The sequence below is a fragment of the Pseudarthrobacter sp. NS4 genome (assembly GCF_024758005.1).
Lineage (GTDB): Bacteria > Actinomycetota > Actinomycetes > Actinomycetales > Micrococcaceae > Arthrobacter.
Genome location: NZ_CP103288.1, coordinates 2,655,257 through 2,678,890, shown reverse-complemented (window position 1 = coordinate 2,678,890; position 23,634 = coordinate 2,655,257). Strand labels below are relative to the sequence as shown.

The following is a 23,634-nucleotide window of genomic DNA, read 5'->3' as shown; positions in this document are numbered from 1 at the left end:
CGCAGGTCAACGGTTTGGACGGCGAAAGAGACAAAATTTAGGTAAAGACAGGGTTAAATGCCTTGTCAGAGGACAATTCCCTAAAACCCGGCCGGAAACGTACCGATTAGAAGAGCCGGGATTCACTGTCGTCAACGCCGCGCATCGCGTCATAGTCGAGGGTGATGCAGTCGATCCCGCGGTCGGCAGCCAGCACCTTTGCCTGCGGCTTGATCTGCTGGGCTGCAAAGATCCCGCGGACGGGGGCCAGGAGCGGATCGCGGTTCAACAGCTCCAGGTAGCGTGTCAGCTGCTCCACGCCGTCGATATCGCCCCGGCGTTTGAGCTCGATGGCCACGGTGGCTCCGTCAGCGTCGCGCGCCAGGATGTCCACCGGCCCGATAGCCGTGAAGTACTCGCGGCGGATCAGTGAATATCCCGCGCCCAGGGTTTCGATCTGTTCCGCCAGGAGCCGCTGGAGGTCCGCCTCGACACCGTCCTTGATCAGGCCCGGATCCACCCCGAGGTCATGCGAGGACTCGCTGAGTTTGTCGTGGATGTTAATGATGAGCCGGTCGTCGGTCTTGGCTGACTGGACGGTCCATTGCTCCACAACGCCGAGTTCAAGGTCGACGTCCTCGGGGGATGAAACCCGGAGGGTGGCCGGCGGGCTCATCCAGTTGAGCGGTTTGTAGGAGCCGCCGTCCGAGTGGACGAGCACGGAGCCGTCCGCCTTAACCAGCAGGAGCCTGGTGGCGAGGGGGAGATGGGCTTTGAGCCGGCCAACATAATCAACGGAGCATCGGGCTATGACAAGTCGCACGCCGTACAGACTACCCCGTGCCGCTGCCACCGCTGACCCCGGGCGCCGCCCTGCAAGCCATGCCCGCCGTGCGGCGTCGGGCAGGCGGCTGGGGCAGAATGGATGCATGCCGCGCTCCAACCGTCCCCGCCGTCCTGTTTCCGGGAAAGGTGCTTCTTCCGGCCGCGGTGCCGCAAGAAAAGGAAACGGGGATGTTCCCGAGCTTGATCTGGAACGGGCCCGCACCGGGATTGCCCGGCGGGAAAGCGCGCCGGACGGCGAATGGATGGTCCGCACCATGACCGCGAAGAACGCTGAAAAGACCTATATCTGCCCGGAATGCTCCACGGCTGTGTTACCCGGCGTCGCACATCTTGTGGTCTGGAAAGATGACCACCTCTTCGGGGCCGCAGCGGGCCTGGCGGAACGGCGCCACTGGCACACCAACTGCTGGATGTCGCGCAGTTACCGTTACCGCTGACTTCCGTGGGCGCCAGGACCCCTGCTGTCGCTAAGCTGGCAGGCATGACTTTTGATCCGGCGTCGTACCACTTCACCTCCTCCGAAGGCCCTGTTCCCATCCGCGCCTCTACGGTCCTGCCCGCGCGGCGCGAAAACGTGGAGCTGCAGACGGATGACGGACATACGCTGGTGGGCGAACTGGCGCTGCCGGAATCGGGGCCTGTCAATGCCACGCTGATCACCCTGCATCCGCTGCCCACCCACGGCGGATTCATGGACTCGCACGTCTACCGCAAAGCCTCCTACCGTCTGCCGGCCCTGGCGGGCATCGCTGTCCTGCGCTTCAACACACGCGGGACTGCCTCCCCGCGCGGTACCAGCAGCGGTGCCTTTGAGGAGGGCATCGGCGAGAGGTACGACGTCGAGGCCGCCGTCCGTTTCGCCGTCGAGCGGGGCCTGCCCAACCGGTGGCTCGTGGGATGGTCTTTTGGCACCGAACTGGCTCTAATGTACGGGGCAGTGGAACCGGTGGCGTCCCAGGTGGAGGGGGCGGTCCTGCTGTCGCCGCCGCTGCACCGTGCCACTGACAAACACCTGCTGCAGTGGGCGGAATCAGGCAAGCCGCTCACGGTCCTGGTTCCCGAGCACGACGATTTCCTGCAGCCTGCGGAAGCAGCAGCGCGGTTCAGCCTGGTGCCCCAGGCGAGGGTGGTGGGAGTGGATGGCGCCAAACACCTGTGGGTGGGAGAAAAGTACGCCGCCAGGGTCCTGAACGAGATCGTCGATGAAGTCACCGAATCTGGCTCGGGTGCCGCCGGACTGGCGCAGGAGTGGGACGGCCCGTCGGCTGCAGCACCGGCCTAGGCAGGCGCGCCGTTAGTGCTGGTCCTGCCTCACGATGTAGATCTCCCGGACCAGCAGCAGGACGGCGGCAGCGGTGGGAATGGCGATCAGGGCGCCGAGGACCCCCAGCAGGCTGCCGCCGGCTATGACGGAAATGACCGCAACGGCGCCGGGAACCGCCACGGCCTTCTGCATAATGCGCGGTGAGATGAAGTAGGCCTCGAACTGCAGGTAGGCGAAATAGCAGATTCCGTAGATTGCGGCGGTCTGCCAGCCCTCGGTCAGGGAGACGAGCAGCACCACGATGCCTGCGATCATTCCGCCCACCAGCGGGATGAAGGCCAGCAGGGCCACGACGAATGCCAGCAGCAGGGCGAACGGGATGCCCAGGATGGACATCACGATGAAGGCAAAGGTGGCATTGAGCAGCGCCACGCAGGCCTGGCCGATCACGTAGTTGCCCACCGAACGGGTAATCTCCTCGGACAGGGCTTCCACCCTGCTCCGGCGGGAGCGCGGCGCCAGCCGGTACCCCCACTTCTTCATGGCCGGAAGGGCGGCCAGGAAGTACAGGCTCAGCACCAGGACAATGAGGGTCCCGAACAACCCGTTGGCAATGGTGGAACCAAAGCCCACCACGCCGCCGAAGATCCCGCCCACCGCTGCGGGGTCGTTGACGAACTTGTCCAGTTCCTCCGCAATCCGGTCCCGCACGCCGAACTGGTCATCGAGGCTGCGGAAAAACTCGGAGTTGATAAAATCCCGGATCCACACGGGTGCCTGTTCCACGATCTCCGTCACCTGCCCGACGATGGTGGGAATGAGGGTGGCGAAAAAGCCGACGACGGCGCTCACCAGGACCGTGACAGAGACCAGGATTCCCGCGGGACGGGGGATCTTGCGGTTCTCCAGCCAGCCCACCACCGGTTCCAGGCCCAGGGCGATGAACAGTGCCGCCACGATCCACAGCAGCAACTGGGTGGTGTTGGAACCGATCCAGTAAACCAGCAGGGCAAGCCCTACGCCCACGGTTCCCATGAACCCCATATACAGGGGATGCTGCGGAGACATCCGGGGGCCGGGACTGCCGAACTGCGGCCGCACCTCGCGGTCCCGGTCCGCGTCAGCCCCGGACTGGTCCTCATGCACGTACTCCGGCGGCATTTCGAACCGGAGCCTCGGCTGGGCGCCGGGCAGCGGCTGGCGCAGCCGGCGTGCCACCAGGCCAAGGGCGGCCGCCGCGGAGCCTCTCCGTCGGACAGTTGCCGGTCCCGGCGGAACGGCTGGCGAAGGCTCCTGGCTTCGAGAATTCCCGGAGGCCGTGGAGGACTCGTCCGTCTTGTCTGTCACTGGTTTTTCGGGCCTGTTCCGTGCGTGGCACCGCGTCGGCGGGCCGGTGTGATGATCATCGCAAACACTATCAGCAGCCTTGTCAACAGCCGTGGAGCAGCCCGAATCCGGACCCGCTGCCGGGGCTGCGCAGGCCCCCGATCCGGGTGCGTGGTAACGCAACCGTTACTATTGAAGGTAAACCCCCGCTGATGATTGGTGTTCCCTTGCGTTTAAAGACTGCAGTCGCACTTGTGCTGCTCGGCCTCCTGACACTTTTGGCCGGCATCGGCCAGAGAACCATCTGGGCCCCTTCCGAGACTTTCACGGCCTCCGCGCCGTCCGATGCCGCGGAGGCGCCGCTGACCGTCATTGACCAGAACCTGCGCACGTTGCACGGCGGCACCGTCAAGATCAACATCGAGGGTGACGGGAACTTCCTGCTCGCCGCCGGCCGCCCGGATGATGTGGACGCGTGGGTGGGCCAGGCGGCACACAACACCATCAGCGGCGTTTCGGAAGACGGCAAGTCGCTGCAGGTCGAACATGCCGACGGCGAAGCCGCCGCACCCAACCCCGCAGGTTCCGATCTCTGGGTCTCCACAGAGAACGCCAGCGGCGAACTTGAGTACTCCTGGACGCCCCCGGCTGACGGTGCTTGGGCCCTCCTGCTCGCGTCCGACGGAACCAAGCCCGCACCCGCTTCCGTCTCCATGACGTTCCCCAATGACACGTCCACCCCCTGGGCCATCCCACTGATGGTCCTGGGTGCACTGCTGATCCTTGGCGGCATCCTGCTGGCACTGCTTTCAGCCCGTAAGCGCAACGGAAAGGGCGACGGCCAGGGCAGCGGCTTTGCCCAGCGTGCGCGTGCCAACAGCGAGGCCCGGGCGTCCTCGCGTGTCAACATGGTTGCCGCCGGCATTACCGCAGCTGCCCTGCTCGGTTCCGGTACAGCCGCGAACGCCGCCACCCCCGCCCCCGAGCCGTCCGGTTCCTCATCGGCACCGGCTGCCCAGGAAGAGGCGGCATTGCCCGTGCTGCTGGATGCCCAGTTCCGCCGCGTCCTGGAGCAGGTTTCCAGCGCCACGGACGCCGGCGACGCGGCAAAGGACGCAGCCCTGCTTGCCGAGCGGGTAGGCGGCACCGAACTCGAAGTCCGGACGCAGAACTACAAGATCCGCTCGCAGGTGGGCTCCTACGAGCCAAGGATGCCCGTACGGTCCACCAAGCTGCTCACGACTGTTGTCACCAGTGACCGCGACTGGCCGCGCTCGGTCCTGGCAGTGACGCAGGGCGACGGCAATGTGGTCCCGCAGCTGCTGACCCTTGTGCAGCAGTCGCCGCGCGAGAACTACAAGCTGGTGGAGACCACTCCGCTTCAGCCCGGCACCACTTTCCCGACCATCAGCCGTGAAGGCACCGACACGCTCGCGCCGGGGGACAAGACCGGCCTGCTGTACAGCGGTGAAGAAGCCCTGTCCGGGCTCGCTGACCGCCTCACCACTCCGGAATCCGCATTCAAGGACAAGCTGGTGGAGGGCGAGTCCTCGCCGTACATCGCGGACACGCTGTCCTACCAGGCTGAAGTGGTGAAGGCCGGCGAAAACGGCAACTTCTCCTTCACCCACAAGGTGGTTCCGGAAAGCACTGTTGTCTTCCGGACCGAAGACGGCGGCGCGCTGGTCCTGGGCCGGATCAACTTCGGCTTTGAAGGCACGCCGAAGGCCGCGGGCGACAAGCTCAGCATTGGAGACGACGCCGCGGCCCTTGCCGGCGGCAAGGAAACAACCACCGGCATGGTACTCAGCTTCGTCGAATCCATGGCGGTGTACGTCCCGCCCGCAGGATCAACCGATCCGATGAAGCTTGTGGCGGCAACCCGTGGCCTGGTGGGTGCCAGCTTCAAGTAACCCGGTTACCCCAGTACTTCCGGCAGCGGCCGGAGTGGCTAAAGTGGAAAGCATGAGTTCGCCAGCTTCCCGCCCAGTCCCTCCAGCCGCTGCCAACCTGCTTAACCTGCGTGGCGCCGTCGACCTGTCCACCCTGAAGCAAAGGCCGGCGGCGCCCGCCGGGACAGGAACACCCGCCGGGACAGGAACACCCGCCGGGACAGGTACGCCGCCCGGGACAGGTACACCGGCCGGGACGGCAGCACCGTCGGCCAAAGCACCGGAAGGGGCGCAGTCCGGCGGCGGGCCCGAGTTGAGGGTCGACGTGACCGAGGCCAACTTCCAGCAGCTCGTGGAACTGTCCATGCAGGTGCCCGTGGTCTTCGCGCTGTGGGCCCCGTACTCTCCGGAATCGACCGGCATGGTGGACACCCTTGACCGGGTGGTGGCCAGCTATGGCGGCCGGCTGGTCCTCGGTGCCGCAGACATCGACGCCTTCCCGCAACTTGCGCAGGCATTCCAGGTGCAGGCCGTTCCCACCGCCGTCGCGGTCCTCAAGGGCCAGCCCGTGCCGCTGTTCCAAGGCAGCGCGGAGGAGCAGCAGGTGCGCAGCCTCTTTGACGAACTGTTGAAAGTGGCTGCCGCCAACGGCGTGACCGGCAGCCTGAACGGCGGGGCCGGTGAAGAACCGGAGCCCGCACCACTTCCGCCGCTGCACCAGGCCGCTTTCGATGCCATCGAGGCCGGCGACTACGAAGCTGCCGCTGATGCCTACCGGCAGGCACTGAAGGAAATGCCAGCCGACCACGAAGCCAAGGCCGGGCTTGCCCAGGTGGAGCTCATGGCGAGGCTGCAGCCGCTGTCTGAGCAGGACAGCGAAGCCCTCCGTACGCTCGCCGCCAACGAGCCGGACAACCTGGAGGCCCAGCTGGGCGTTGCGGACCTGGATGTTGCGGGCGGGCACGTGGAAGACGCCCTGAACCGCCTGGTGACATTCATCGGCAGGAATTTCGGTCCGGAACGTGAGACCGCACGGGTCCGGCTCCTGGAACTCTTCGACGTGGTGGGCGCATCGGACGAGCGCGTTGGCAAGGCGCGGCAGGCCCTTGCGAGGGTCCTCTTCTAGTGCCGGCGCTTTTCGAGCCGCTGAAGCTGCGCTCCCTGGAGCTCCAGCACCGTGGCTGGGTGTCGCCCATGTGCCAGTACAGCTGTGACCCCGGCGACGCGCCCGGCGTTCCGCACGACTGGCACCTGATGCACCTGGGTTCCTTCGCCGCCGGCGGCGCCGCGCTGATTCTCACTGAGGCCGCAGCCGTCAACCACGAAGGCATGATCAGCCCCCGCGATGCCGGCCTCTACAATGACGTCCAGGCCGAAGGCTGGCAGCGGATCACCAACTTCGTGCACCGCCACGGGGCGGCGGACACCAAAATTGGCGTCCAGCTGGCCCATGCGGGCCGGAAGGCATCGACGTACTGGCCCTTTTCCGCCAAGCACGGCAGCGTTCCGGAGTCCGACGGCGGCTGGACCACGGTGGGGCCCTCGCCGGCGCCGTTTGACGGTTATGCCGCGCCCGCCGCGATGGATGAGGAACAGATCGCGGGGGTCATCAGGGACTTCGCGGCCGCCGCCGTCCGGGCAGTTGACGCCGGCTTCGACACTGTCGAAATCCACGGGGCGCACGGCTACCTCCTGCACCAGTTCCAGAGCCCGCTGATCAACACCCGGACCGACGCATGGGGCGGGGATGAGGCGGGCAGGAACCGCCTGATGCTTGCCGTTATCGATGCTGTGCGGGCCGTCATCCCGGACTCCATGCCGCTGCTGCTGAGGATCTCCGCCAGCGACTGGGCCGAAGGCGGAATCGACCTGCCGGCCTCGGTCCGCCTTGCCCGCGAGGCCGCGGGGCACGGGGTGGACCTGATCGACGTGTCCAGCGGCGGAGCCGTGGCCCATCAGCAGATCAAGGCAGGCCCCGGATACCAGACCGGATTTTCTGCCGCCATCCGGAAGGAATCGGGTGTTCCCACCGGAACTGTTGGCCTGCTGACCTCGGCAGGACAGGCCGAGCACGCCATCGCCACAGGGCAGGCCGATGCCGTGTTCATTGCCAGGGCAGCCCTGCGGGACCCGCATTGGTGGTTGCGCGCCGCATTCGAACTTGGCCACGAGGTCAGCTGGGCGCCCCAGTACGAGCGGGCCCTGCCGCGGCGCACCTTCTGACCGCCGCATCAGTGATGACCGGTCCCCAGCGCCAAAAGGCGCAAGTCCCTGGTAACAGGATCGACCAGCAGTTGGAAGCCACCATCCTGGAGCTTTTGGCCGCCAGGGCCGCGGCGTCCACCATCTGCCCCTCGGAGGCAGCACGTGCCGTGGGCGGTGACAACTGGCGCGACCTCATGGAGCCGGCCCGGCGGGCTGCGCGGCGGTTGGTAGATGCGGGGGAAGTCCAGATCACCCAGCGCGGTTCTGTGGTTGATCCCTCCAATGCCAAGGGCCCGATCCGCATCCGGAAGGTGCGGTAGGAGCCAGCGGTCCTGCCGTTGGCAGGAATGCCTTCGTACGCCTTTTTTGCTACTCCTGCAGGAGGACCCCGCTGCCGCAACCAGAGGGCTAGTCTGGCTTCATGACTGCTCAGCAACCAGACCCGGCACCCCATGCAGGACCTGTGCCGGCGCTGTCCATCCGAGGCCTTGCCAAACGGTTCGGCGACAAGATCGCGGTGGACGGAATCAGCCTCGACGTTCCCGCGGGCTCCTTCTTCGGAATTGTCGGCCCGAACGGTGCCGGCAAGACCACCACGCTGTCCATGGCAACCGGGCTTCTGCGTCCGGACTTCGGCACGGCGGTGGTGCACGGCGTGGATGTCTGGACCCGGCCGCTGGAAGCCAAGAAGCTGATGGGCATCCTGCCCGACGGCGTGCGGCTGTTCGACCGGCTGACGGGCGAGCAGCTGATCACGTATTCCGGCCTCCTGAGGGGCATGCAGAAAGACGTTGTGGCGTCGCGGGTGGGGGAGTTGCTGGCAGCCATGGACCTGTCGCAGGACGCCGGAACGCTGGTGGTTGACTATTCGGCCGGCATGACCAAGAAGATTGCGCTCGCCTCCGCCCTGATCCACGCACCGCGCCTCCTCGTCCTGGATGAACCCTTCGAAGCGGTGGATCCCGTGTCTGCGGCCAACATCCGCTCCATTTTGGACACCTATGTGGCATCCGGCGGCACGGTGATCGTATCCAGCCATGTGATGGACCTCGTCCAGCGGATGTGCGACCACGTGGCCGTGGTGGCGGGCGGCCGGCTGCTGGCCGCCGGGACGGTGGACGAGGTCCGCGGCGGCGCATCCCTGGAAGACCGGTTCGTCCAGCTTGTGGGCGGCCGGAGCCACACGGAAGGGCTGGAATGGTTGCGCACCTTCTGAGGCTGAAGCTGACGCTGCTGCGCAACGGGCTCCGCCGCAGCCCCTGGCAGCTGGTGGGGTTGGCTTTCGCGGGGATCTACGCGCTGGGCCTTGTCGGCACACTTGTGGTGGCCCTGATCCTGCTGCGCACTGCCGAACCCGAACTCGCGCAGACGGCTCTGGTGCTGGGGGGCGCTGCCGCTGTCCTCGGCTGGGGGATCATCCCCGTGGTGGCCTCAGCTACGGACATGACCCTGGATCCTGCCCGCTTCACCACCTTCGCCATACCGATGAAACAGATGCTCGCGGGCCTGGCACTCGGCGGATTGATCGGCATTCCAGGCGTGGCTACTGCCCTTGTGGCGCTGTCCACCGTGGTGACGTGGTTCCGCGGCGTGCTGCCCGCGCTCGCGGCCCTGCTGGGTGCGGCACTGGGCGTCATGACCTGTGTTGTGCTCGCCAAGGTGGTGACCACGGCGACTGCAAGCCTGGCGGCCTCCCGGCGCTTCAAGGACATCAGTGCAATCGCGTTCATGGTGCCCCTGGTCCTGATGGGGCCGATCGTGGCGGGGGTTGGCCAGGGAATCTCCGCTTCGACGGGCTTCCTGCCGGATTTCGCGCGGGTAATGTCCTGGACCCCGCTTGGTGCACCCTGGTCCCTGGCCGGCGACGTCCATGCCGGCCAGTATGATGAGGCCGCACTGAAGCTCCTTGTTTCCGTTGGCACGCTTGCTGCCATGGCGTGGTGCTGGAAACTCCTGCTGGAACGGGCTCTCGTCACGCCGCCCTTCGCCGGCAGCGGCAAACGCAAGGGCAGCAGCCTGGGACTGCTGGGGCTCCTGCCTTCACTACCGGCCGGAGCAGTCATGGCCAGGTCACTGACGTACTGGTTCCGCGACCCGCGGTACTCGGGTTCCCTGGTGGTCATTCCGCTGCTGCCCGTGGTGCTGGCATTCCAGGGCGCTCAAATGGGGGACTACTCCAGCCTTGCCGTGCTGGCCCCGCTGTCCGCCTTCATCCTTGCCTGGTCCATCTCCGCCGACGTCTCATACGACAACACGGCATTTGCCCTGCACCTTGCCACAGGCGTCCCGGGAGTGGCCGACAGGCTGGGCCGCGCCCTGGCGTGCCTTGCATTCGCCCTTCCCGTGGTGCTCGTGTTCGCCGTGGGCCATTCCGCATTCACGGGCGACTGGCAAGCCCTGCCGGGCCAGCTGGGGCTGAGCCTGGGAACCCTCTTCACCGGTCTGGGTCTGGCCTCCGTAGTGTCAGCCCGGTACACCGTTGCCGTACCGCTGCCCGGAGACAGCCCCTTCAAGAAGCCGCCGGGCAACGTCGGGCAGACCCTGGCGGTGCAGTTCGGCGGGATGCTGGTACTCCTGCTCCTTGTCCTGCCCGAGGCTGCCCTGCTGATCGCGCAACTGGTGACCGGCAACAGCCTCTTCGGCTGGATCAACCTCGCCGTGGGAACCGTCCTGGGCCTTGCCCTGTTTGTGGTGGGTGTGCGGCTGGGCGGAAAATGGCTGGACGCGCGCGGTCCTGAGCTACTGGCCCAGGTGGCAGTCAACCGCTGACGGAAGCGGGCACGGCAGGAGGGAACAGCAATGGAAGTAGTCATCCTTGGCGGCAGCAGGCAGATCGGAAAACTGGCGGCGGACGCCATCGAGGACCTGTTGCGGCGGAAGCCGAACGCCGTGCTGGGACTTGCCACGGGATCCTCGCCGCTGCCTGTCTATGACCAGCTGGCGGAGCGGTGCGGGCAGGGGCTGGACTTCAGCCAGGCCAGCGGCTTTGCCCTGGACGAATATGTAGGGCTGCCCGCCGGGCATCCCGAGTCATACCGGGAAGTGATCCGCCGGGAGTTCACCAGCCGTGTGAATATAGCGCCGGACAACGTCCATGGCCCGGACGGCTCCGCCGGGGACATCCCCGCGACGTGCCAGGCCTACGAGGAAGCCATCTCGGCAGCCGGCGGTGTAGACCTGCAGCTCCTGGGAGTGGGGACCGATGGCCATCTCGCCTTCAATGAGCCCGGCTCCTCCTTCGCGTCGCGCACCCGGATCAAGAGCCTGATCGAACAGACACGCCGTGACAACGCCCGGTTCTTCAACAGCCTGGCCGAGGTTCCGCATCATGTCCTGACCCAGGGATTGGGCACCATCATGGAGGCCCGGCATGTGATCCTGCTCGCCACCGGGGCGCAGAAGGCACAGGCCGTGCGCGACTTCGTGGAGGGACCTGTCTCGGCCATCTGCCCTGCCTCGCTGCTGCAGTTTCATCCGCACGCCACCGTCTTGGTGGACGAGGCGGCGGCCTCGGCGCTGAAGCTCGCCGATTTTTACCGGCATACGTATGACAACAAGCCTGCCTGGCAAGGCCTTTAGCCTGCGGAATCCGTGCTGAAGCACCGCGAAAAGGGCCGACGGCGGGCGGTGCCGGACGTGCCGCCGTCGAACGTCCCGCCACCGTAACAGCTAAGATGGTTGGCATGACTAGCATGACGGACCCTCTCGAAAACGACCCGATGCGCGAGCTTTCCGGGGCTGGCTCGTCCACAGCCACCATCGAGCGCGAGGAACTGCGCCAGGAGGTGGAGCCGGGCGACCGGGAGCGCTTTTCCCACTACGTGCGCAAGGAAAAGATCATGGAGTCCGCGCTGACCGGCGACCCCGTCATCGCACTGTGCGGCAAGGTCTGGACGCCGGGCCGGGATCCGCAGAAGTTCCCGGTGTGCCCGATGTGCAAAGAGGTCTATGAGGGCCTCCGCCCGGGCAACGACGGCGGCAAGGGTCCCGGAGGGGACTCGGGCAACAACAAATAGTGACGGAGACGCTTTTTGGCGGCCCCACCCTGCCTCCGGCTTATCCGGAACGCGCAGCCTGGGGAACCGCCCCGAAACTCCGTGCCTGGCAGCAGGAAGCACTTGACCTGTATTTGCGCAAGAGTCCCCGGGATTTCCTGGCGGTAGCAACTCCGGGTGCCGGTAAGACCACGTTCGCGCTGCGGGTGGCGTCCACGCTCATCGACTCAGGCGCCGTCAACAGGGTAACCATCGTGGCGCCCACGGACCACCTCAAGCGGCAGTGGGCGGACGCGGCGGCGAAGGTGGGCATCGCCATCGACCCCAACTTCAAGAACTCCGACGGCCAGCACGGCCGCGGCTTCATCGGTGTCGCCGTCACGTATGCCCAGGTGGCCAGCAAGCCCCTGCTGCACCGGGCCAAGACAGAAGCTGCGCGGACCCTGGTCATCCTTGATGAAATCCACCACGGCGGTGAAGCCCTGTCCTGGGGCGACGGCCTCCGGGAGGCCTTCGATCCTGCCGTCCGGCGGTTGTCCCTGACAGGTACGCCGTTCCGCTCGGATACCTCGCCCATCCCGTTCGTTGAATACGCCGAGGACCGCGACGGCATTCGCCGTTCGAAGGCCGACTACACGTACGGTTATGGAAATGCCCTGCGGGACCACGTGGTCCGGCCAGTGATGTTTATGGCCTACTCCGGCCAGATGCGCTGGCGCACCAGCGCGGGGGAGGAAATGGCCGCGTCGCTTGGTGAGGCAGCAGTCACCAAGGACATCACCTCCCACGCCTGGCGGACAGCCCTGAACCCGGCGGGCGAATGGATTCCTGCCGTCCTGGCCGGGGCGGACAAACGGCTCAGCGAAGTGCGCCGTACGGTGCCCGACGCCGGGGGCCTCGTGATTGCCACCGACCACGAGGACGCCCGCGCCTACGCCGGCCAGCTGAAGAGGATTACGGGGCAGTCACCCACTGTCATCCTCTCCGACGACGCCAAGGCCTCGAGCAAGATCGAGGAGTTCTCGGCAGGAGAAACCCGCTGGATGGTGGCCGTCCGCATGGTGTCCGAGGGCGTCGACGTTCCCCGGCTGTCCGTCGGGGTGTACGCCACCTCCACGTCCACTCCGCTGTTCTTCGCCCAAGCCGTGGGCCGCTTCGTGCGTGCGCGCAAAAGGGGCGAGACGGCGTCGGTCTTCCTGCCGTCGGTTCCCCAGCTGATGGCGCTGGCCAACTCCATGGAAGCGGAACGGGACCACGCGCTGGACCGTCCGGAGAAGGAGGACGGCGACGGCCTCTTCAATCCGGAAGACTCGCTGATGGAGGAGGCCAACCGCGAGGATAAAGCCTCGGACAGCCTCACCAAGGGCAAGTTCGAGGCCCTGGATTCGCAGGCATCGTTCGACCGGGTGCTTTTTGACGGCGGCGAGTTCGGCACGGGCGGCGAAGTGGGGTCCGACGACGAGATGGACTTCCTGGGCATCCCCGGGCTGCTGGACGCAGAGCAGGTGGGTACGCTCCTTCGGCAGCGGCAGCACGAGCAGCTGAACCGGAAGAACCGGAAGGCACCGGCGCCGGCTGAAAGCCAGGCTCCGGCCGTCCCCGACCACCGCATGTTGATGGACCTGCGGAACGAGCTGGCAAAGAACGTCGCCGCGTGGTCCGCCCGGACCGGCACACCCCACGGCGTGGTGCACACAAAGCTCCGGACCGTGTGTGGCGGGCCGCCCGTGGCCCAGGCCAACGAGGAACAGCTGCAGTCCCGCCTGCGGAAGCTTCAGGACTGGTTCATCGGCCGCAAATAAGCGGACGTGCTCCAGCAACCAGTGGCCCGGGTGCACAGCACCCGGGCCACTGGTTTGCCTGCCTGCTGCACTCGTCAGGCCTTACGCGACATCCACTCCGCCAAGCTCCATCTCCGCAATGGCCTCTTCGAGGTCCTCGGCGATGCCCGCGGTCAGGGAGCGGAGGACGGTGACTGAGTAGCCTGCCTGGACAGCGTCGAGGGACGTGGCCATCACGCAGTAGTCGGTGGCGATTCCCACCACCACGACGTCTTCCACATCGTGGCTCTGCAGCCAGTCGTCCAGCCCGATGGCGTCCTCGTCCGGGGCGAACCTGTCAGGGTCCCCGCCCGGCAGTGCCCCGGGCTGGCGCTCACCGGTGGGCACGGCATCCTCAGGGGCCAGGAGCCCTTCGAAGCCTGAGTAGGCAGCAGCGTACTGGCCCTTCTGGAAGTACGCCTGGATGTACTCGGTGTCCAGGTCCGGATGGAGCTCCGCGCCGCGGGTGCCCGCCACGCAGTGCGGCGGCCAGCTGTCCTTGAAGTCAGGGGTGTCCGAGAAATGGTCACCGGGATCGATATGCCAGTCCTGGGTGGCGACAATGTGGTCGAACTCGTTGTGGTGGGCATCCACATAGTCGCTGATGGCGCCGGCCACCTTGGCGCCGCCCTGGACGGCGAGCGAACCCCCCTCGCAGAAATCGTTCTGGACATCGACGATGATCAGAGCACGCGACATCAGTTCTCCTCATAGATGGTGGGGATGGCGGCCTCGCCGCGCTGCAGGCGGTTGACCACGGGCGGCAGCTCGGCCATGGAATCGGCGTGGCGCTGGCGCGCCCGGAGCACTCCTTCGTGCCCGGTCCACCCCGGCAGCAGCTCGCCGTTTTTCATGAACTGCTGCAGCAGCGGCCGGTCATTGCCGTCGTCCTCAGGCCGGTGCCCCACGCCCACGATCTCGGCGGTGGCCGTGCCCCGTTCATCCAGCTTCCGCAACGCGTACTTGCGTCCGCCCACGCTGGCCTTGTTCTTGGCGGCCTTTGCGACGGAGATGAAGTTTCCGTCGTCGTCTGTGCGGCTCACCAGTTTGTACACCATGCTCGCGGTGGGCGCACCGGAACCGGTCACCAGGGAAGTGCCCACGCCATAGGAATCAACCGGAGCCGACTGCAGCGCTGCAATCGCGTACTCGTCGAGGTCGGACGTGACCACGATCTTGGTGTTCTCGTTGCCCAAATCGTCCAGGAGCCGGCGTACCCACTGGGCCTGCGTGACCAGGTCACCTGAGTCCAGCCGCACAGCCCCCAGCCGGGAACCGGCAAGGTCCACGGCCGCACGCACGGCCGTTTCGACGTCGTACGTGTCCACCAGGAGGGACGTGCCCTCCCCGAGCGACGCAATCTGGGCTTCGAAGGCGTCACGCTCGCTGTCGTGCAACAGCGTGAAGGAGTGGGCGGCGGTACCCACAGTCTTGATGCCGTAGCGGACACCCGCCTCAAGGTTCGAGGTGCTGTCGAATCCTGCAATGACGGCAGCGCGTGCGGCGGAAGCGGCCGCTTCCTCGTGCGTGCGCCGGGAGCCCATCTCGATGCAGGGGCGCCCGCCCGCGGCGCTTACCATACGGGAGGCGGCGGAGGCGATGGCGCTGTCATGGTTCAGGACGGACAGGAGGTACGTCTCCAGCATGCAGGCCTCGGCGAACGTTGCCTCGACAATCAGGATGGGGGAGTGCGGAAAGTACGCTTCACCCTCTGGATAGCCCCAGATATCCCCGGAAAAACGGTAGGACGACAGGTACTCCAGCGTCTGTTCATTGACGACCTTGGTACGGGCCAGGAAGTCCAGTTCGGCCTCACCGAAGCGGAAATTCGCGATGCCTTCCAGCAACCTGCCGGTACCTGCCACAATGCCGTAGCGCCGGCCGTCCGGCAGCCGCCGGGCGAACGCCTCGAACACCGATTTGCGGTGCGCGGCGCCCGAATGAAGCGACGCCTGCAGCATGGTCAGCTCGTAGTGGTCAGTGTAAAAGGACGTGCGGGGATGGTCCCAGCCGGCAGAGGTACTCACGAAAGTCACTCTAGTCCCCACCGGCTCCCACGTCTCGCTTCGCTTCGCCGCGGGGCCCTCGCCGGCGTGGGCCCATCCACCGGCTCCCACGTCTCGCTTCGCTTCGCCGCGGGGCCCTCGCCGGCGTGGGCCCATCCACCGGCTCCCACGTCTCGCTTCGCTTCGCCGCGGGGCCCCCGCCCCGGCGTGGGCCCATCCTCCCCATAGAATGGACAGATGACCTTAAGCGTTGCGCTCGGCCCTGATACACAGGAGGGCACCCGGACCGGAACAGCGGAGTCCACAGACTTACTGACCGCACCGGACATCCCCTGGAACCTGGTGATCTGGAACGATCCCGTCAACCTCATGAGCTACGTCAGCTATGTATTCCAAAGCTACTTCGGCTACTCGGAGAGCAAAGCGAACAAGCTCATGATGGAGGTCCATAAGAAGGGCCGATCCATCGTTGCGCACGGCAGCAAGGAACAGGTGGAGCGCCATGCCGTGGCCATGCACGGCTTCGGGCTGTGGGCCACGGTGGAAAAGGCCAGCGGCGGTCCCGGCGGGAACTCAGGGAAGTCCGGCGGACCGGGCCAGGGCAAGGGGAAACGTGGCTAAGGCATTCAAATACGGGCTCAAGGGAATCACCGGCTACCTCGAACCGGCCGAGCGGGAACTCCTGCGCAGCCTCATTGACGATGTGATATCCATGCTCCAGCCTGAGGACCGTACCGGACAGGATCCACTGGCGGCCCTCGTCGGCCTGGACATGGACGTGGCAGAGCCTTCGGACCGCGCCGTCAAGCGGCTGCTGCCCAACGTCATGAAGGACGACGGCGCCGGGTCCCTGGAGTTCCGCCAGCTCACCGAGCGGTCCCTCCGCGAGACCAAGATCGGGGCACTGCGGGCCGCCGCGCTGGACCTGGACAAGGATGAGATTGTGCTGACGCCGGAGGGTGCAAAGCATTGGTCCATGGCGTTGAACGACGTCCGGCTGGTCCTGGCCGAGCGCCTGGACATCAGGGATGAGGAGGATGCCGAACACGTCCACCTCATGCAGGACTGGTCCCAGGCCGAGGACGTGGAAAGCTACCTGGCCCTGGTCTACAACTTCGCGACCTGGCTGCAGGAGTCCCTGGTCCAGGCCATGCTGCAGTCGCTGGAAACCCGACGTTGAGAGGTGCCCGCAAGCGTACCTGCGTGCCCTGTGACAAATTAGACATGAGTCGCAGGACACAAGATGATGGCTGACGCTTCAGGGACCACCTATCCTCGAATAATCATGACAACAGCCTCGAGCATGGACCCGTCAGCGGCAGCTGAACAGGCCGCCACAGCCAGCGACCTGCCGGCCGCCGCCCTGGAAGCACGCCCCATCGGCGTCTTCGATTCCGGTGTTGGCGGCCTTACCGTTGCCCGCTCCATCATCGACCAGCTTCCCAACGAGTCCATCCTTTATGTGGGGGACACCGCCCACGGGCCGTACGGCCCCCTGCCCATCGCGGAAGTCCGGGCAAACGCCCTGGGGGTGATGGACGAACTGGTGGACTCCGGCGTGAAGCTGCTCACCATTGCGTGCAACTCGGCGTCGGCCGCAGTGCTGCGGGATGCCCGCGAACGGTACACGGCCAAGTACGGCATCCCGGTGATTGAAGTCATCCAGCCGGCCGTGCGCCGGGCCGTGGCGGCAACGCGCACGGGACGGGTGGGCGTCATCGGCACGTCCGCGACGATTGGCTCACGGGCCTACGAAGACACCTTCGCTGCCGCGCCGGACCTCGAGATCACCTCGGTGGCCTGTCCCGAATTCGTGAGCTATGTCGAAGCAGGGATTACCACCGGCACGGCCCTGCTGGCCGTTGCCGAGGAATACCTGGCACCGCTTAAGGCCGCCGGCGTGGACACGGTGGTGCTGGGCTGCACGCACTACCCGCTGCTGACCGGAGTCATCTCCTACGTCATGGGCGCCGACGTCACACTGGTGTCCAGCGCCGAGGAAACCGCCAAGGACGTGTACCGGGCGCTGGCCACCCACGATCTCCAGCGCCGGGCGGGCACGCCCCCGGAACACCACTTTGTGGCCACTGGCGACGCCGGCCAGTTCGAGGCCCTGGCCAGGAGGTTCCTGGGCCCCGAGGTGCTCTCCGTCCGCCACGTGGACCATGTGGCGGCGCAGTACCCCACCGGAAGCCTGGCGCGCATCACGCCTGAAATGATCGCCGCGGCGCAAAGTGCCCGGAACCGTCCGCGGATTTCCAATTTTGTGGGCAGCGGGTTCGCGGACGCCGGCCGGGGCGGAGGTCCCGCCCTGTGAAGCTGACCATCGTAGGCTGCACCGGTTCGTTTCCCGGTCCCGGCTCCCCGGCGTCGTGCTACCTCCTGACCGCCACCGACGGCGAACGGACCTGGAAAGTGGTCATGGACCTGGGCAGCGGAGCCCTGGGCGCCATCCAGCGGTACACGGACCTTGAGGACATTGATGCGATCTTCCTCACGCACCTCCACCCGGACCACTGCATGGACCTCTGCGGCCTGCACGTCGCCGTCCGGTGGAAGCCTGGCGGCTGGGGCCGAGGCAGAATCCCGGTGTGGGGGCCTGCGGCAACGGCAGACCGGATGGCCACCGCCTACGGACTGGACCTCGATCCCGGTATGCACGAGGAGTTCGACTTCACCAACTGGGCCGAGCGCCAACCCGTGACTGTAGGACCGTTCACGGTCACGCCGTTCGCCGTCAACCACCCTGTGGAGGAGGCCTATGCGCTCCGCGTGGAGGTGGTGGAGCCGGACAAGGACGGCAACAGGATCGCCCGCACCCTGACCTACTCCGGCGACACGGATTCCTGCGCCGGGCTCGAGGAAGCGGCCAAGGACGCTGACCTTTTCCTGTGCGAAGCGGCCTTCGAGGAAGGCCGCGACGACGGCATCAAGGATGTCCACCTGACGGGCAAGCGCGCCGGGGAGGCTGCCGCGGCGGCGGGAGCCCGCCGCCTGCTGCTCACGCACATCCCAGTGTGGACGTCCCAGACCACCGTGATGGCAGAGGCCCGTCCCGCGTTCGGCGGCGACGTCGCAGTGGCCGTTGCCGGAGTGCACTACACCATCTAGCCCGCACGCCGGCGCCCGTGACCGGGCACCGTCAGGGCCGCCGCGCAATGGATAAGCTAAAGGCATGACTTCTGAAGCAACTGCAGTGCCCATTGTGCGTGCCGACGGCCGTGCCCCGGATCAGCTCCGGCCCATCAGCATCACCCGCGGATGGTCCAACCAGGCCGAGGGATCTGCACTGATCGAGTTCGGCAACACCAGGGTCCTGTGCACCGCCTCCCTGACACCCGGCGTTCCCCGCTGGCTGAAGGGCGAGGGCAGGGGCTGGGTCACTGCCGAGTACGCAATGCTGCCGCGTGCAACAAACACCCGCTCGGACCGTGAATCGGTCAAGGGCAAGATCGGCGGCCGCACGCACGAGATCTCCCGGCTCATCGGCCGGTCGCTGCGCTCAATCATCGACACCAGGGCCCTGGGCGAAAACACCATCGTGCTGGACTGCGACGTCCTCCAGGCTGACGGCGGAACCCGCACGGCCGCCATCACCGGCGCCTACGTAGCCCTGGCCGACTCCATCCGGTTTGCCCGCGACAACAAGCTGATCGCCAAAAACGCCCAGCCCCTCATCGACACCATCGCAGCAGTTTCGGTGGGAATCATCGACGGCGTCCCCATGCTGGACCTGCCCTACATCGAGGACGTCCGGGCTGAAACCGACATGAACGTGGTGGTCACCGGTGCGGGCAAGTTCGTGGAGGTACAGGGGACCGCCGAGGGCGCGCCGTTCGACCGCGCCGAACTGGACCAGCTCCTTGACCTCGCACTGCTCGGCACCACCCAGCTCGCTGCCATCCAGCGCGAAACCCTGGCTGACACCCTGTGACTCCCGCAGGTGCCTCCCCACGGCTGGTCCTCGCCACCCACAACAAGGGCAAACTCCGCGAGTTGCGCGAGCTGCTGCGTGGACAGCTCCCAGGGCTCGACGTCGACACGCAGGTGGTGGATGCGGCGGCGGCAGGTGCCCCCGACGTTGTCGAGACAGGTGTGACGTTCGCCGAGAACTCGCTGCTGAAGGCGCGGGCCGTGGCCGATGCCACCGGCCTGGTGGCCATTGCCGACGATTCCGGGCTTGCCGTCGACGTGATGGGCGGGGCGCCCGGTATCTTCTCCGCCCGGTGGTCCGGCAGTCACGGTGATGACGCGGCCAACCTGGCGCTGCTCCTCAACCAGCTTTCGGACGTTCCGGACCAGCACCGTGGGGCGGCGTTCGTGTGTGCCGCAGCCCTCGCCGTGCCCGGGACGGACGGCGCCCCCGGGCGGGAAGTGGTGGAGTACGGGCAGCTGGAGGGCGTCCTGCTGCGCGAGCCCCGCGGTGAGGGCGGATTTGGCTACGATCCAGTCCTGCAGCCAGCAGGGGACCACCGCAGCTGCGCGGAACTGTCCGCCGAGGAAAAGAACGCCATCAGCCATCGGGGCAAAGCGTTCCGGGCCCTCCTGCCGGCGATCGTGGAAGCGCTGCAGGCAGCAGACGCTTAACGCCACTGCCGCGTTTGCCGATTGGGCAAAAAAGGTGGCTCCCCGCCGAAGCGGGGAGCCACACGTGTTTGACTATTCTTCGACCCTCGTGGAGGGCCGGACTGGCCGGGCGGAATCATCCTGCGTTGTATCCGGGATGTCGCGGGGCGTCTTGTGTTCTTCCTCCGGAGCGTGTTCCTCGATGAATTCATCCACCGGATCGGTGCCATAAGCGGCGGCCTGGCGCTTCGCGGACAGGCCGCGGAGGACCTCCACACCGATTGGCAGGACCGAAACCAGCACGATAACGATGAAGATGATGTCCAGGTTCTCGCGGACCCACGGGATACGGTCGCCCAGGAGGTAGCCGAGCAGCGTCACGCCGCCGCCCCACAGGACGGCCCCGATCACATTGAACAGGAAGAACTTCTTTTTGTTCATCTGGGCAACGCCCACGATCACCGGAACAAAAGTCCTGATGATGGGGACGAAGCGGGCCAGGATCAGGGCCTTGCCGCCGTGCTTTTCGAAGAAGGCATGGGCGTTTTCGACGTTTTCGCGCTTGAAGAGGCGGGAATTGGGCTTGTTGAAGATCGCCGGGCCGGCCTTCGAACCGATCAGGTAGCCCGTCTGGTTGCCAACGATGGCAGAGATCATGATCAGCAGCGCAAACAGCCATATGTTGAACTTGATGGTGTCCGTGGCCACGAGCAGGCCCGCGGTGAACAGCATGGAGTCGCCGGGCAGGAAAAAACCCACCAGCAGGCCGGTTTCCGCGAAGACGATGCCGCATACAAGCAGGACCACCCACGGGGCCAGGGCGGGATCGGCCAGGAAAATCTGGGGGTTCAGCCAGTCGGGCAGGAAGGATGCCATGTGCGGCTGGACCGGTCCTGCACCCCCCAGCATGGACACAGCGAAGTCGTTCATCACAGGAAAGTTCACCCCTCAAGGGTACTTGACAGGTTTGGGCGGCTTCCGGCGGTAAGGTTGGCCCGTGGGTTTGGACTTTACTGCGATCGACTTTGAGACGGCGAACGGCTTCCGGGGCTCGCCCTGTGCGGTAGGGCTCACCAAGGTCCGGAACGGACGCATCGTGGAGGAAGCCTCGTGGCTGATGAGGCCACCACCCAACTACGACCACTTCGATTACCACAACGTCCGGATCCACGGCATCAGCGCCGCGCAGGTGGCCGGGCAGCCCCGTTTTGGGGAACTCTTCGCCGAAATCGGCGCCTTTATCGGTGACGACGTCCTGGCCGCACACAACGCGGCGTTTGATCTCGGCGTGATCCGTTCCGCCCTCGAGGTCTCCGGGCTTCCGGGCCCCGCCTACGACTACGTGTGCACCGTGATGCTGTCCCGGCGCTGCTATTCGCTGGTGTCCAACTCCCTGCCGTTTGCCGCCGAGGAAGCCGGTGTGCCGCTGGTCAATCATCACGACGCCGCCGAGGACGCCCGGGCATGCGCCGGGATCCTGATGGACATCGCCAGGCGTAACGGTGCCAACAGCCTTGCCGAGCTCTACCTCTCGCTCGGCCTGGTGATGCCCCGCCAGCAGGCATTCGACCCGGCCGTGGACACGCTGTCCAAACCCAGCCTGGCGGCCGTCGCCGGTGCTTCCGGCAACGGCGCGGCGCTTGTCCGTCCCTTCCAGTCCGGCTGGCCGGAGGAAGGCATCAATCCCGATCCCAATCCGCTCGCTGAGCCGGGCCATCCGCTGTATGGGCAAACCCTTGTCTTCACCGGACAGCTGACCATCGGGCGGCCGGAAGCCAAAGTGCGGTCCGCCGAGGTTGGAGCCCGTACCGAAAGCCGGGTGACCGGCCGCACCACCGTCCTGGTGGTGGGCGACGGGTTTGTGGCTTCCGACCTTCGCTCGGGCAGGCTGACAGGCAAGGCCCGCCGTGTGCTGGAACTGCATGAACGCGGACAGGGGATTGAGGTACTGTCCGAGGGCGAGTTCCTGCAGATGGTGGGAAGCGCGTAGTCCCCCCGCCACTGGCAAGCGCGGGCAGGGTCACCCGGGCGACGCTTACGCCAGGTTAAAGCGCCAAGGCAAACCACGCCGGGAAGCTGCGCGAAGTTCATGGGACGCAATAAAGCTTTCCTGCGCATCCGCCCGCTCCTAGCCTTGCAGCATGTCCCTGTTTGCGTTCCCTAATCCCGTCAATGAATATGCCGCCCGCGTGACGGCAGGGCTCGTTGTGCTCCTGGCGCTGGTCACGGCTGCGACCGGCTCTGGATGGGGACTGCTGGCCATCGCCGTCGGATTCTGGCTGCGCGTGCTGTTCGGCCCGCGGATCTCACCTCTGGCCCTGCTGTCCGTTAAAGTCATCACGCCCAGGCTGGGAAAGGTGAAGCTGGTGCCGGGTCCGCCCAAGCGCTTTGCCCAGGGGATGGGAGCCTTCGTCTCCACCGCAGCCCTGCTGCTGTTCATCGCCGGTGCCGTACCGGCGGCCTGGACGGTTCTGGGCATCCTCATCGTCGCGGCCTCGCTGGAAGCATTTCTCGGTTTCTGCCTGGGCTGCGTGATTTTTGGGTTCCTGCAGCGGCGCGGGCTTATTCCGGAAGAAGTCTGCGAGGCCTGCAACAACATCAGCCTTCGCCGGTAGTGACCCCCACCAACTGGTCCGCCATGCCCCGGATGACCTCAGGAGCTTCCAATGCTTTAAGCCAATCGCCGGGCAGGCAGTCCTCCCCGTAGTGGGCCCCCAGGATGTTGCCGGCCACCGAGCCGGTGGAGTCGCTGTCACCGCTGTGGTTGACGGCCAGGGCCACGGCTGCGCGGAAGTGCTGGACGGGAAGGGTGTCCGGGCCGGTTGCGGCGGAATCGTCCGGGAGGGTGGCGAGTACCGCATAAAGCGCGACGGCGAGCGCCTCCTCGGCAACCCAGCCCTCACCCAGCGTCCGCACCAGTTCCTCCGGCGGCACAACGCCCTTGTCAGCCAGTGCGAGGGCTGCCTGGAGCCGCTCCGGCAGTTCCGGCGCCACGTCAGTGATATTGGCCGCGTGGGCCGTCACGCCGGCGGCCGCTTCACGCAGTCCTTCGCCTGAGGCCAGGCGGTGGATCAGGAGGCTGAAGATCCCAGCGCTTTGGCGGGCCGACGGGTGGCCGTGCGTCAACGAGGCCGCATCGGCACTCAACTTGTAGACGGCGTCGGGCGTGATGTGCGGGATCAGCCCGAACGGGGCGGAACGCATCACCGTCCCGCAACCCTTCGACGCCGGATTCACGGGGCGCACGGAGGTACCCATTTCGCCGGTTGCCAGGCCGGAGATGCAGGCTTTCCCGGGATGGCGCCGCTGGTGGAGCACCGTGTTCCCGTCGATCCAGCGGGCCTGCGGCGTCGGCGCAGAGGGTCCCGCAGCCTCGCCCTGGGTGCTGAGCCACCGCAGGTATGCCAGCCAGAGGCAGGCGTTGACGTCCGCGCCTACACCCGAGTTCGCCCATTCCAGTGCTTCCACAAGCCCGTCCACGGTGTAGAGGGTCAACTGTGTATCGTCGGAGAAATGGCTGCCGCCGGAAAACGCAGCAAAGCCGGTCAGGCCGTCCGGGCCGAAGCGGCGACGAATCACGTCGATCGCATCAAACTCCACCTCGTAGCCCAGCGAGTCTCCCAGCGCGCCACCCAGCAGGCAGCCGTGGATGCGGGACTTCAGGGTGGGCGCGGAAACGCCGGTCTCGATGCTCATGCAGTAAATTTACCGTGGCGGGGGAGCAGCGCCGGCCTG

25 protein-coding genes are annotated in these 23,634 nt (G+C 66.3%); 19 read left to right on the top strand and 6 right to left on the bottom strand.

The window, feature by feature from the left end; genetic code table 11:
• Positions 1–106: 106 nt before the first annotated feature.
• Positions 107–802: an endonuclease NucS gene (gene nucS, locus NXY83_RS12630; RefSeq protein ID WP_258802563.1), complete on the bottom strand. Its 696-nt coding sequence runs from the start codon at positions 800–802 to the stop codon at positions 107–109.
• Positions 803–908: 106 nt separating this feature from the next.
• Between nucS and NXY83_RS12625 the strand changes: the two genes are divergently transcribed.
• Both NXY83_RS12625 and NXY83_RS12620 read left to right on the top strand, forming a co-directional pair.
• Positions 909–1,262, top strand: a complete 354-nt coding sequence (locus tag NXY83_RS12625) for an ATP/GTP-binding protein (RefSeq protein ID WP_258802562.1) — start codon at positions 909–911, stop codon at positions 1,260–1,262.
• Positions 1,263–1,306: 44 nt separating this feature from the next.
• Positions 1,307–2,107: an alpha/beta hydrolase gene (locus NXY83_RS12620; protein WP_258802561.1), complete on the top strand. Its 801-nt coding sequence runs from the start codon at positions 1,307–1,309 to the stop codon at positions 2,105–2,107.
• Positions 2,108–2,119: 12 nt separating this feature from the next.
• Here the strand turns inward: NXY83_RS12620 and NXY83_RS12615 are convergent, their stop codons facing one another.
• A complete protein-coding gene (locus NXY83_RS12615; protein ID WP_258802560.1) occupies positions 2,120–3,436 on the bottom strand; it encodes an AI-2E family transporter in 1,317 nt (438 codons plus the stop codon).
• A gap of 191 nt (positions 3,437–3,627) precedes the next feature.
• Between NXY83_RS12615 and NXY83_RS12610 the strand changes: the two genes are divergently transcribed.
• The 9 genes from NXY83_RS12610 (at position 3,628) to NXY83_RS12570 (ending at position 13,309) form a co-directional block, all read left to right on the top strand.
• Complete coding sequence (locus NXY83_RS12610; protein WP_258802559.1) at positions 3,628–5,328, top strand: hypothetical protein; 1,701 nt, start codon at positions 3,628–3,630, stop codon at positions 5,326–5,328.
• 52 nt (positions 5,329–5,380) lie between these two features.
• Positions 5,381–6,433 carry a tetratricopeptide repeat protein gene (locus tag NXY83_RS12605; RefSeq protein WP_258802558.1) on the top strand — a complete coding sequence of 351 codons (1,053 nt, stop codon included), beginning with the start codon at positions 5,381–5,383 and terminating at the stop codon, positions 6,431–6,433.
• Positions 6,433–7,530, top strand: coding sequence for an NADH:flavin oxidoreductase/NADH oxidase (locus tag NXY83_RS12600; protein ID WP_258802557.1), 1,098 nt, complete (start codon positions 6,433–6,435; stop codon positions 7,528–7,530). The genes NXY83_RS12605 and NXY83_RS12600 overlap by 1 nt, the downstream gene beginning before the upstream one ends.
• 71 nt (positions 7,531–7,601) lie before the next feature.
• Positions 7,602–7,832 carry a DUF3253 domain-containing protein gene (locus NXY83_RS12595; RefSeq protein ID WP_258802556.1) on the top strand — a complete coding sequence of 77 codons (231 nt, stop codon included), beginning with the start codon at positions 7,602–7,604 and terminating at the stop codon, positions 7,830–7,832.
• Positions 7,833–7,933: 101 nt separating this feature from the next.
• A complete protein-coding gene (locus NXY83_RS12590) occupies positions 7,934–8,728 on the top strand; it encodes an ABC transporter ATP-binding protein (RefSeq protein ID WP_258802555.1) in 795 nt (264 codons plus the stop codon).
• Positions 8,710–10,281 carry a transporter gene (locus NXY83_RS12585; protein WP_258802554.1) on the top strand — a complete coding sequence of 524 codons (1,572 nt, stop codon included), beginning with the start codon at positions 8,710–8,712 and terminating at the stop codon, positions 10,279–10,281. Before NXY83_RS12590 ends, NXY83_RS12585 begins: the two co-directional genes overlap by 19 nt.
• A gap of 30 nt (positions 10,282–10,311) precedes the next feature.
• Complete coding sequence (nagB, locus tag NXY83_RS12580; RefSeq protein ID WP_258802553.1) at positions 10,312–11,091, top strand: glucosamine-6-phosphate deaminase; 780 nt, start codon at positions 10,312–10,314, stop codon at positions 11,089–11,091.
• Positions 11,092–11,186: 95 nt separating this feature from the next.
• Positions 11,187–11,528, top strand: a complete 342-nt coding sequence (locus NXY83_RS12575; protein WP_258802552.1) for a DUF3039 domain-containing protein — start codon at positions 11,187–11,189, stop codon at positions 11,526–11,528.
• Entirely contained in the window at positions 11,528–13,309 is a 1,782-nt protein-coding gene (locus NXY83_RS12570; RefSeq protein WP_258802551.1) for a DEAD/DEAH box helicase, read from the top strand. The genes NXY83_RS12575 and NXY83_RS12570 overlap by 1 nt, the downstream gene beginning before the upstream one ends.
• A gap of 81 nt (positions 13,310–13,390) precedes the next feature.
• Here the strand turns inward: NXY83_RS12570 and NXY83_RS12565 are convergent, their stop codons facing one another.
• Both NXY83_RS12565 and NXY83_RS12560 read right to left on the bottom strand, forming a co-directional pair.
• Positions 13,391–14,026, bottom strand: a complete 636-nt coding sequence (locus tag NXY83_RS12565) for an isochorismatase family protein (protein WP_258802550.1) — start codon at positions 14,024–14,026, stop codon at positions 13,391–13,393.
• The gene (locus NXY83_RS12560; RefSeq protein WP_258802549.1) at positions 14,026–15,354 is read right to left on the bottom strand and encodes a nicotinate phosphoribosyltransferase; all 1,329 of its coding nucleotides are present in this window, start codon (positions 15,352–15,354) and stop codon (positions 14,026–14,028) included. The genes NXY83_RS12565 and NXY83_RS12560 overlap by 1 nt, the downstream gene beginning before the upstream one ends.
• Positions 15,355–15,570: 216 nt before the next feature.
• Here NXY83_RS12560 and clpS point away from each other — a divergent pair, with 216 nt between their 5' ends.
• The 6 genes from clpS (at position 15,571) to rdgB (ending at position 19,920) form a co-directional block, all read left to right on the top strand.
• Positions 15,571–15,954 carry an ATP-dependent Clp protease adapter ClpS gene (gene clpS / locus NXY83_RS12555; RefSeq protein ID WP_258802548.1) on the top strand — a complete coding sequence of 128 codons (384 nt, stop codon included), beginning with the start codon at positions 15,571–15,573 and terminating at the stop codon, positions 15,952–15,954.
• Positions 15,947–16,513: a DUF2017 domain-containing protein gene (locus NXY83_RS12550; RefSeq protein ID WP_258802547.1), complete on the top strand. Its 567-nt coding sequence runs from the start codon at positions 15,947–15,949 to the stop codon at positions 16,511–16,513. The genes clpS and NXY83_RS12550 overlap by 8 nt, the downstream gene beginning before the upstream one ends.
• Positions 16,514–16,636: 123 nt before the next feature.
• Entirely contained in the window at positions 16,637–17,650 is a 1,014-nt protein-coding gene (gene murI / locus NXY83_RS12545) for a glutamate racemase (protein ID WP_397427602.1), read from the top strand.
• Complete coding sequence (locus NXY83_RS12540) at positions 17,647–18,444, top strand: MBL fold metallo-hydrolase (protein ID WP_258802546.1); 798 nt, start codon at positions 17,647–17,649, stop codon at positions 18,442–18,444. Before murI ends, NXY83_RS12540 begins: the two co-directional genes overlap by 4 nt.
• Before the next feature lie 64 nt (positions 18,445–18,508).
• Positions 18,509–19,267 (top strand): ribonuclease PH, encoded by a 759-nt coding sequence (gene rph / locus NXY83_RS12535; RefSeq protein WP_309484075.1) that lies wholly within the window; start codon positions 18,509–18,511, stop codon positions 19,265–19,267.
• Entirely contained in the window at positions 19,264–19,920 is a 657-nt protein-coding gene (gene rdgB, locus NXY83_RS12530; protein ID WP_258802545.1) for an RdgB/HAM1 family non-canonical purine NTP pyrophosphatase, read from the top strand. The genes rph and rdgB overlap by 4 nt, the downstream gene beginning before the upstream one ends.
• A gap of 72 nt (positions 19,921–19,992) precedes the next feature.
• Here rdgB and NXY83_RS12525 read toward each other — a convergent pair whose 3' ends face one another.
• Complete coding sequence (locus NXY83_RS12525) at positions 19,993–20,829, bottom strand: DedA family protein (RefSeq protein WP_258806208.1); 837 nt, start codon at positions 20,827–20,829, stop codon at positions 19,993–19,995.
• A gap of 67 nt (positions 20,830–20,896) precedes the next feature.
• Here NXY83_RS12525 and NXY83_RS12520 point away from each other — a divergent pair, with 67 nt between their 5' ends.
• A complete protein-coding gene (locus NXY83_RS12520; RefSeq protein WP_258802544.1) occupies positions 20,897–21,889 on the top strand; it encodes an exonuclease domain-containing protein in 993 nt (330 codons plus the stop codon).
• 151 nt (positions 21,890–22,040) lie between these two features.
• On the top strand, positions 22,041–22,514 hold the full coding sequence (locus NXY83_RS12515; protein WP_258802543.1) for a DUF4395 domain-containing protein: 474 nt from the start codon (positions 22,041–22,043) through the stop codon (positions 22,512–22,514).
• On the opposite strand, the gene NXY83_RS12510 is transcribed toward NXY83_RS12515, so the two are convergent.
• Positions 22,498–23,595 (bottom strand): ADP-ribosylglycohydrolase family protein, encoded by a 1,098-nt coding sequence (locus tag NXY83_RS12510; RefSeq protein ID WP_258802542.1) that lies wholly within the window; start codon positions 23,593–23,595, stop codon positions 22,498–22,500. The genes NXY83_RS12515 and NXY83_RS12510 overlap by 17 nt on opposite strands.
• Positions 23,596–23,634: the final 39 nt, after the last annotated feature.

Excerpts from the sequence above, each read along its gene's own strand:
- NXY83_RS12575 (WP_258802552.1), top strand. The coding sequence starts at position 11,187 with ATGGTTGGCATGACTAGCATGACGGACCCTCTCGAAAACGACCCGATG.
- NXY83_RS12625 (WP_258802562.1), top strand. The coding sequence starts at position 909 with ATGCCGCGCTCCAACCGTCCCCGCCGTCCTGTTTCCGGGAAAGGTGCT.
- nagB (WP_258802553.1), top strand. The coding sequence starts at position 10,312 with ATGGAAGTAGTCATCCTTGGCGGCAGCAGGCAGATCGGAAAACTGGCG.
- NXY83_RS12525 (WP_258806208.1), bottom strand. The coding sequence starts at position 20,829 with ATGAACGACTTCGCTGTGTCCATGCTGGGGGGTGCAGGACCGGTCCAG.
- rph (WP_309484075.1), top strand. The coding sequence starts at position 18,509 with ATGACTTCTGAAGCAACTGCAGTGCCCATTGTGCGTGCCGACGGCCGT.
- NXY83_RS12515 (WP_258802543.1), top strand. The coding sequence starts at position 22,041 with ATGTCCCTGTTTGCGTTCCCTAATCCCGTCAATGAATATGCCGCCCGC.
- NXY83_RS12610 (WP_258802559.1), top strand. The coding sequence starts at position 3,628 with ATGATTGGTGTTCCCTTGCGTTTAAAGACTGCAGTCGCACTTGTGCTG.
- clpS (WP_258802548.1), top strand. The coding sequence starts at position 15,571 with ATGACCTTAAGCGTTGCGCTCGGCCCTGATACACAGGAGGGCACCCGG.
- NXY83_RS12565 (WP_258802550.1), bottom strand. The coding sequence starts at position 14,026 with ATGTCGCGTGCTCTGATCATCGTCGATGTCCAGAACGATTTCTGCGAG.
- NXY83_RS12590 (WP_258802555.1), top strand. The coding sequence starts at position 7,934 with ATGACTGCTCAGCAACCAGACCCGGCACCCCATGCAGGACCTGTGCCG.
- murI (WP_397427602.1), top strand. The coding sequence starts at position 16,637 with ATGGACCCGTCAGCGGCAGCTGAACAGGCCGCCACAGCCAGCGACCTG.
- NXY83_RS12605 (WP_258802558.1), top strand. The coding sequence starts at position 5,381 with ATGAGTTCGCCAGCTTCCCGCCCAGTCCCTCCAGCCGCTGCCAACCTG.
- NXY83_RS12585 (WP_258802554.1), top strand. The coding sequence starts at position 8,710 with ATGGTTGCGCACCTTCTGAGGCTGAAGCTGACGCTGCTGCGCAACGGG.
- NXY83_RS12620 (WP_258802561.1), top strand. The coding sequence starts at position 1,307 with ATGACTTTTGATCCGGCGTCGTACCACTTCACCTCCTCCGAAGGCCCT.
- NXY83_RS12510 (WP_258802542.1), bottom strand. The coding sequence starts at position 23,595 with ATGAGCATCGAGACCGGCGTTTCCGCGCCCACCCTGAAGTCCCGCATC.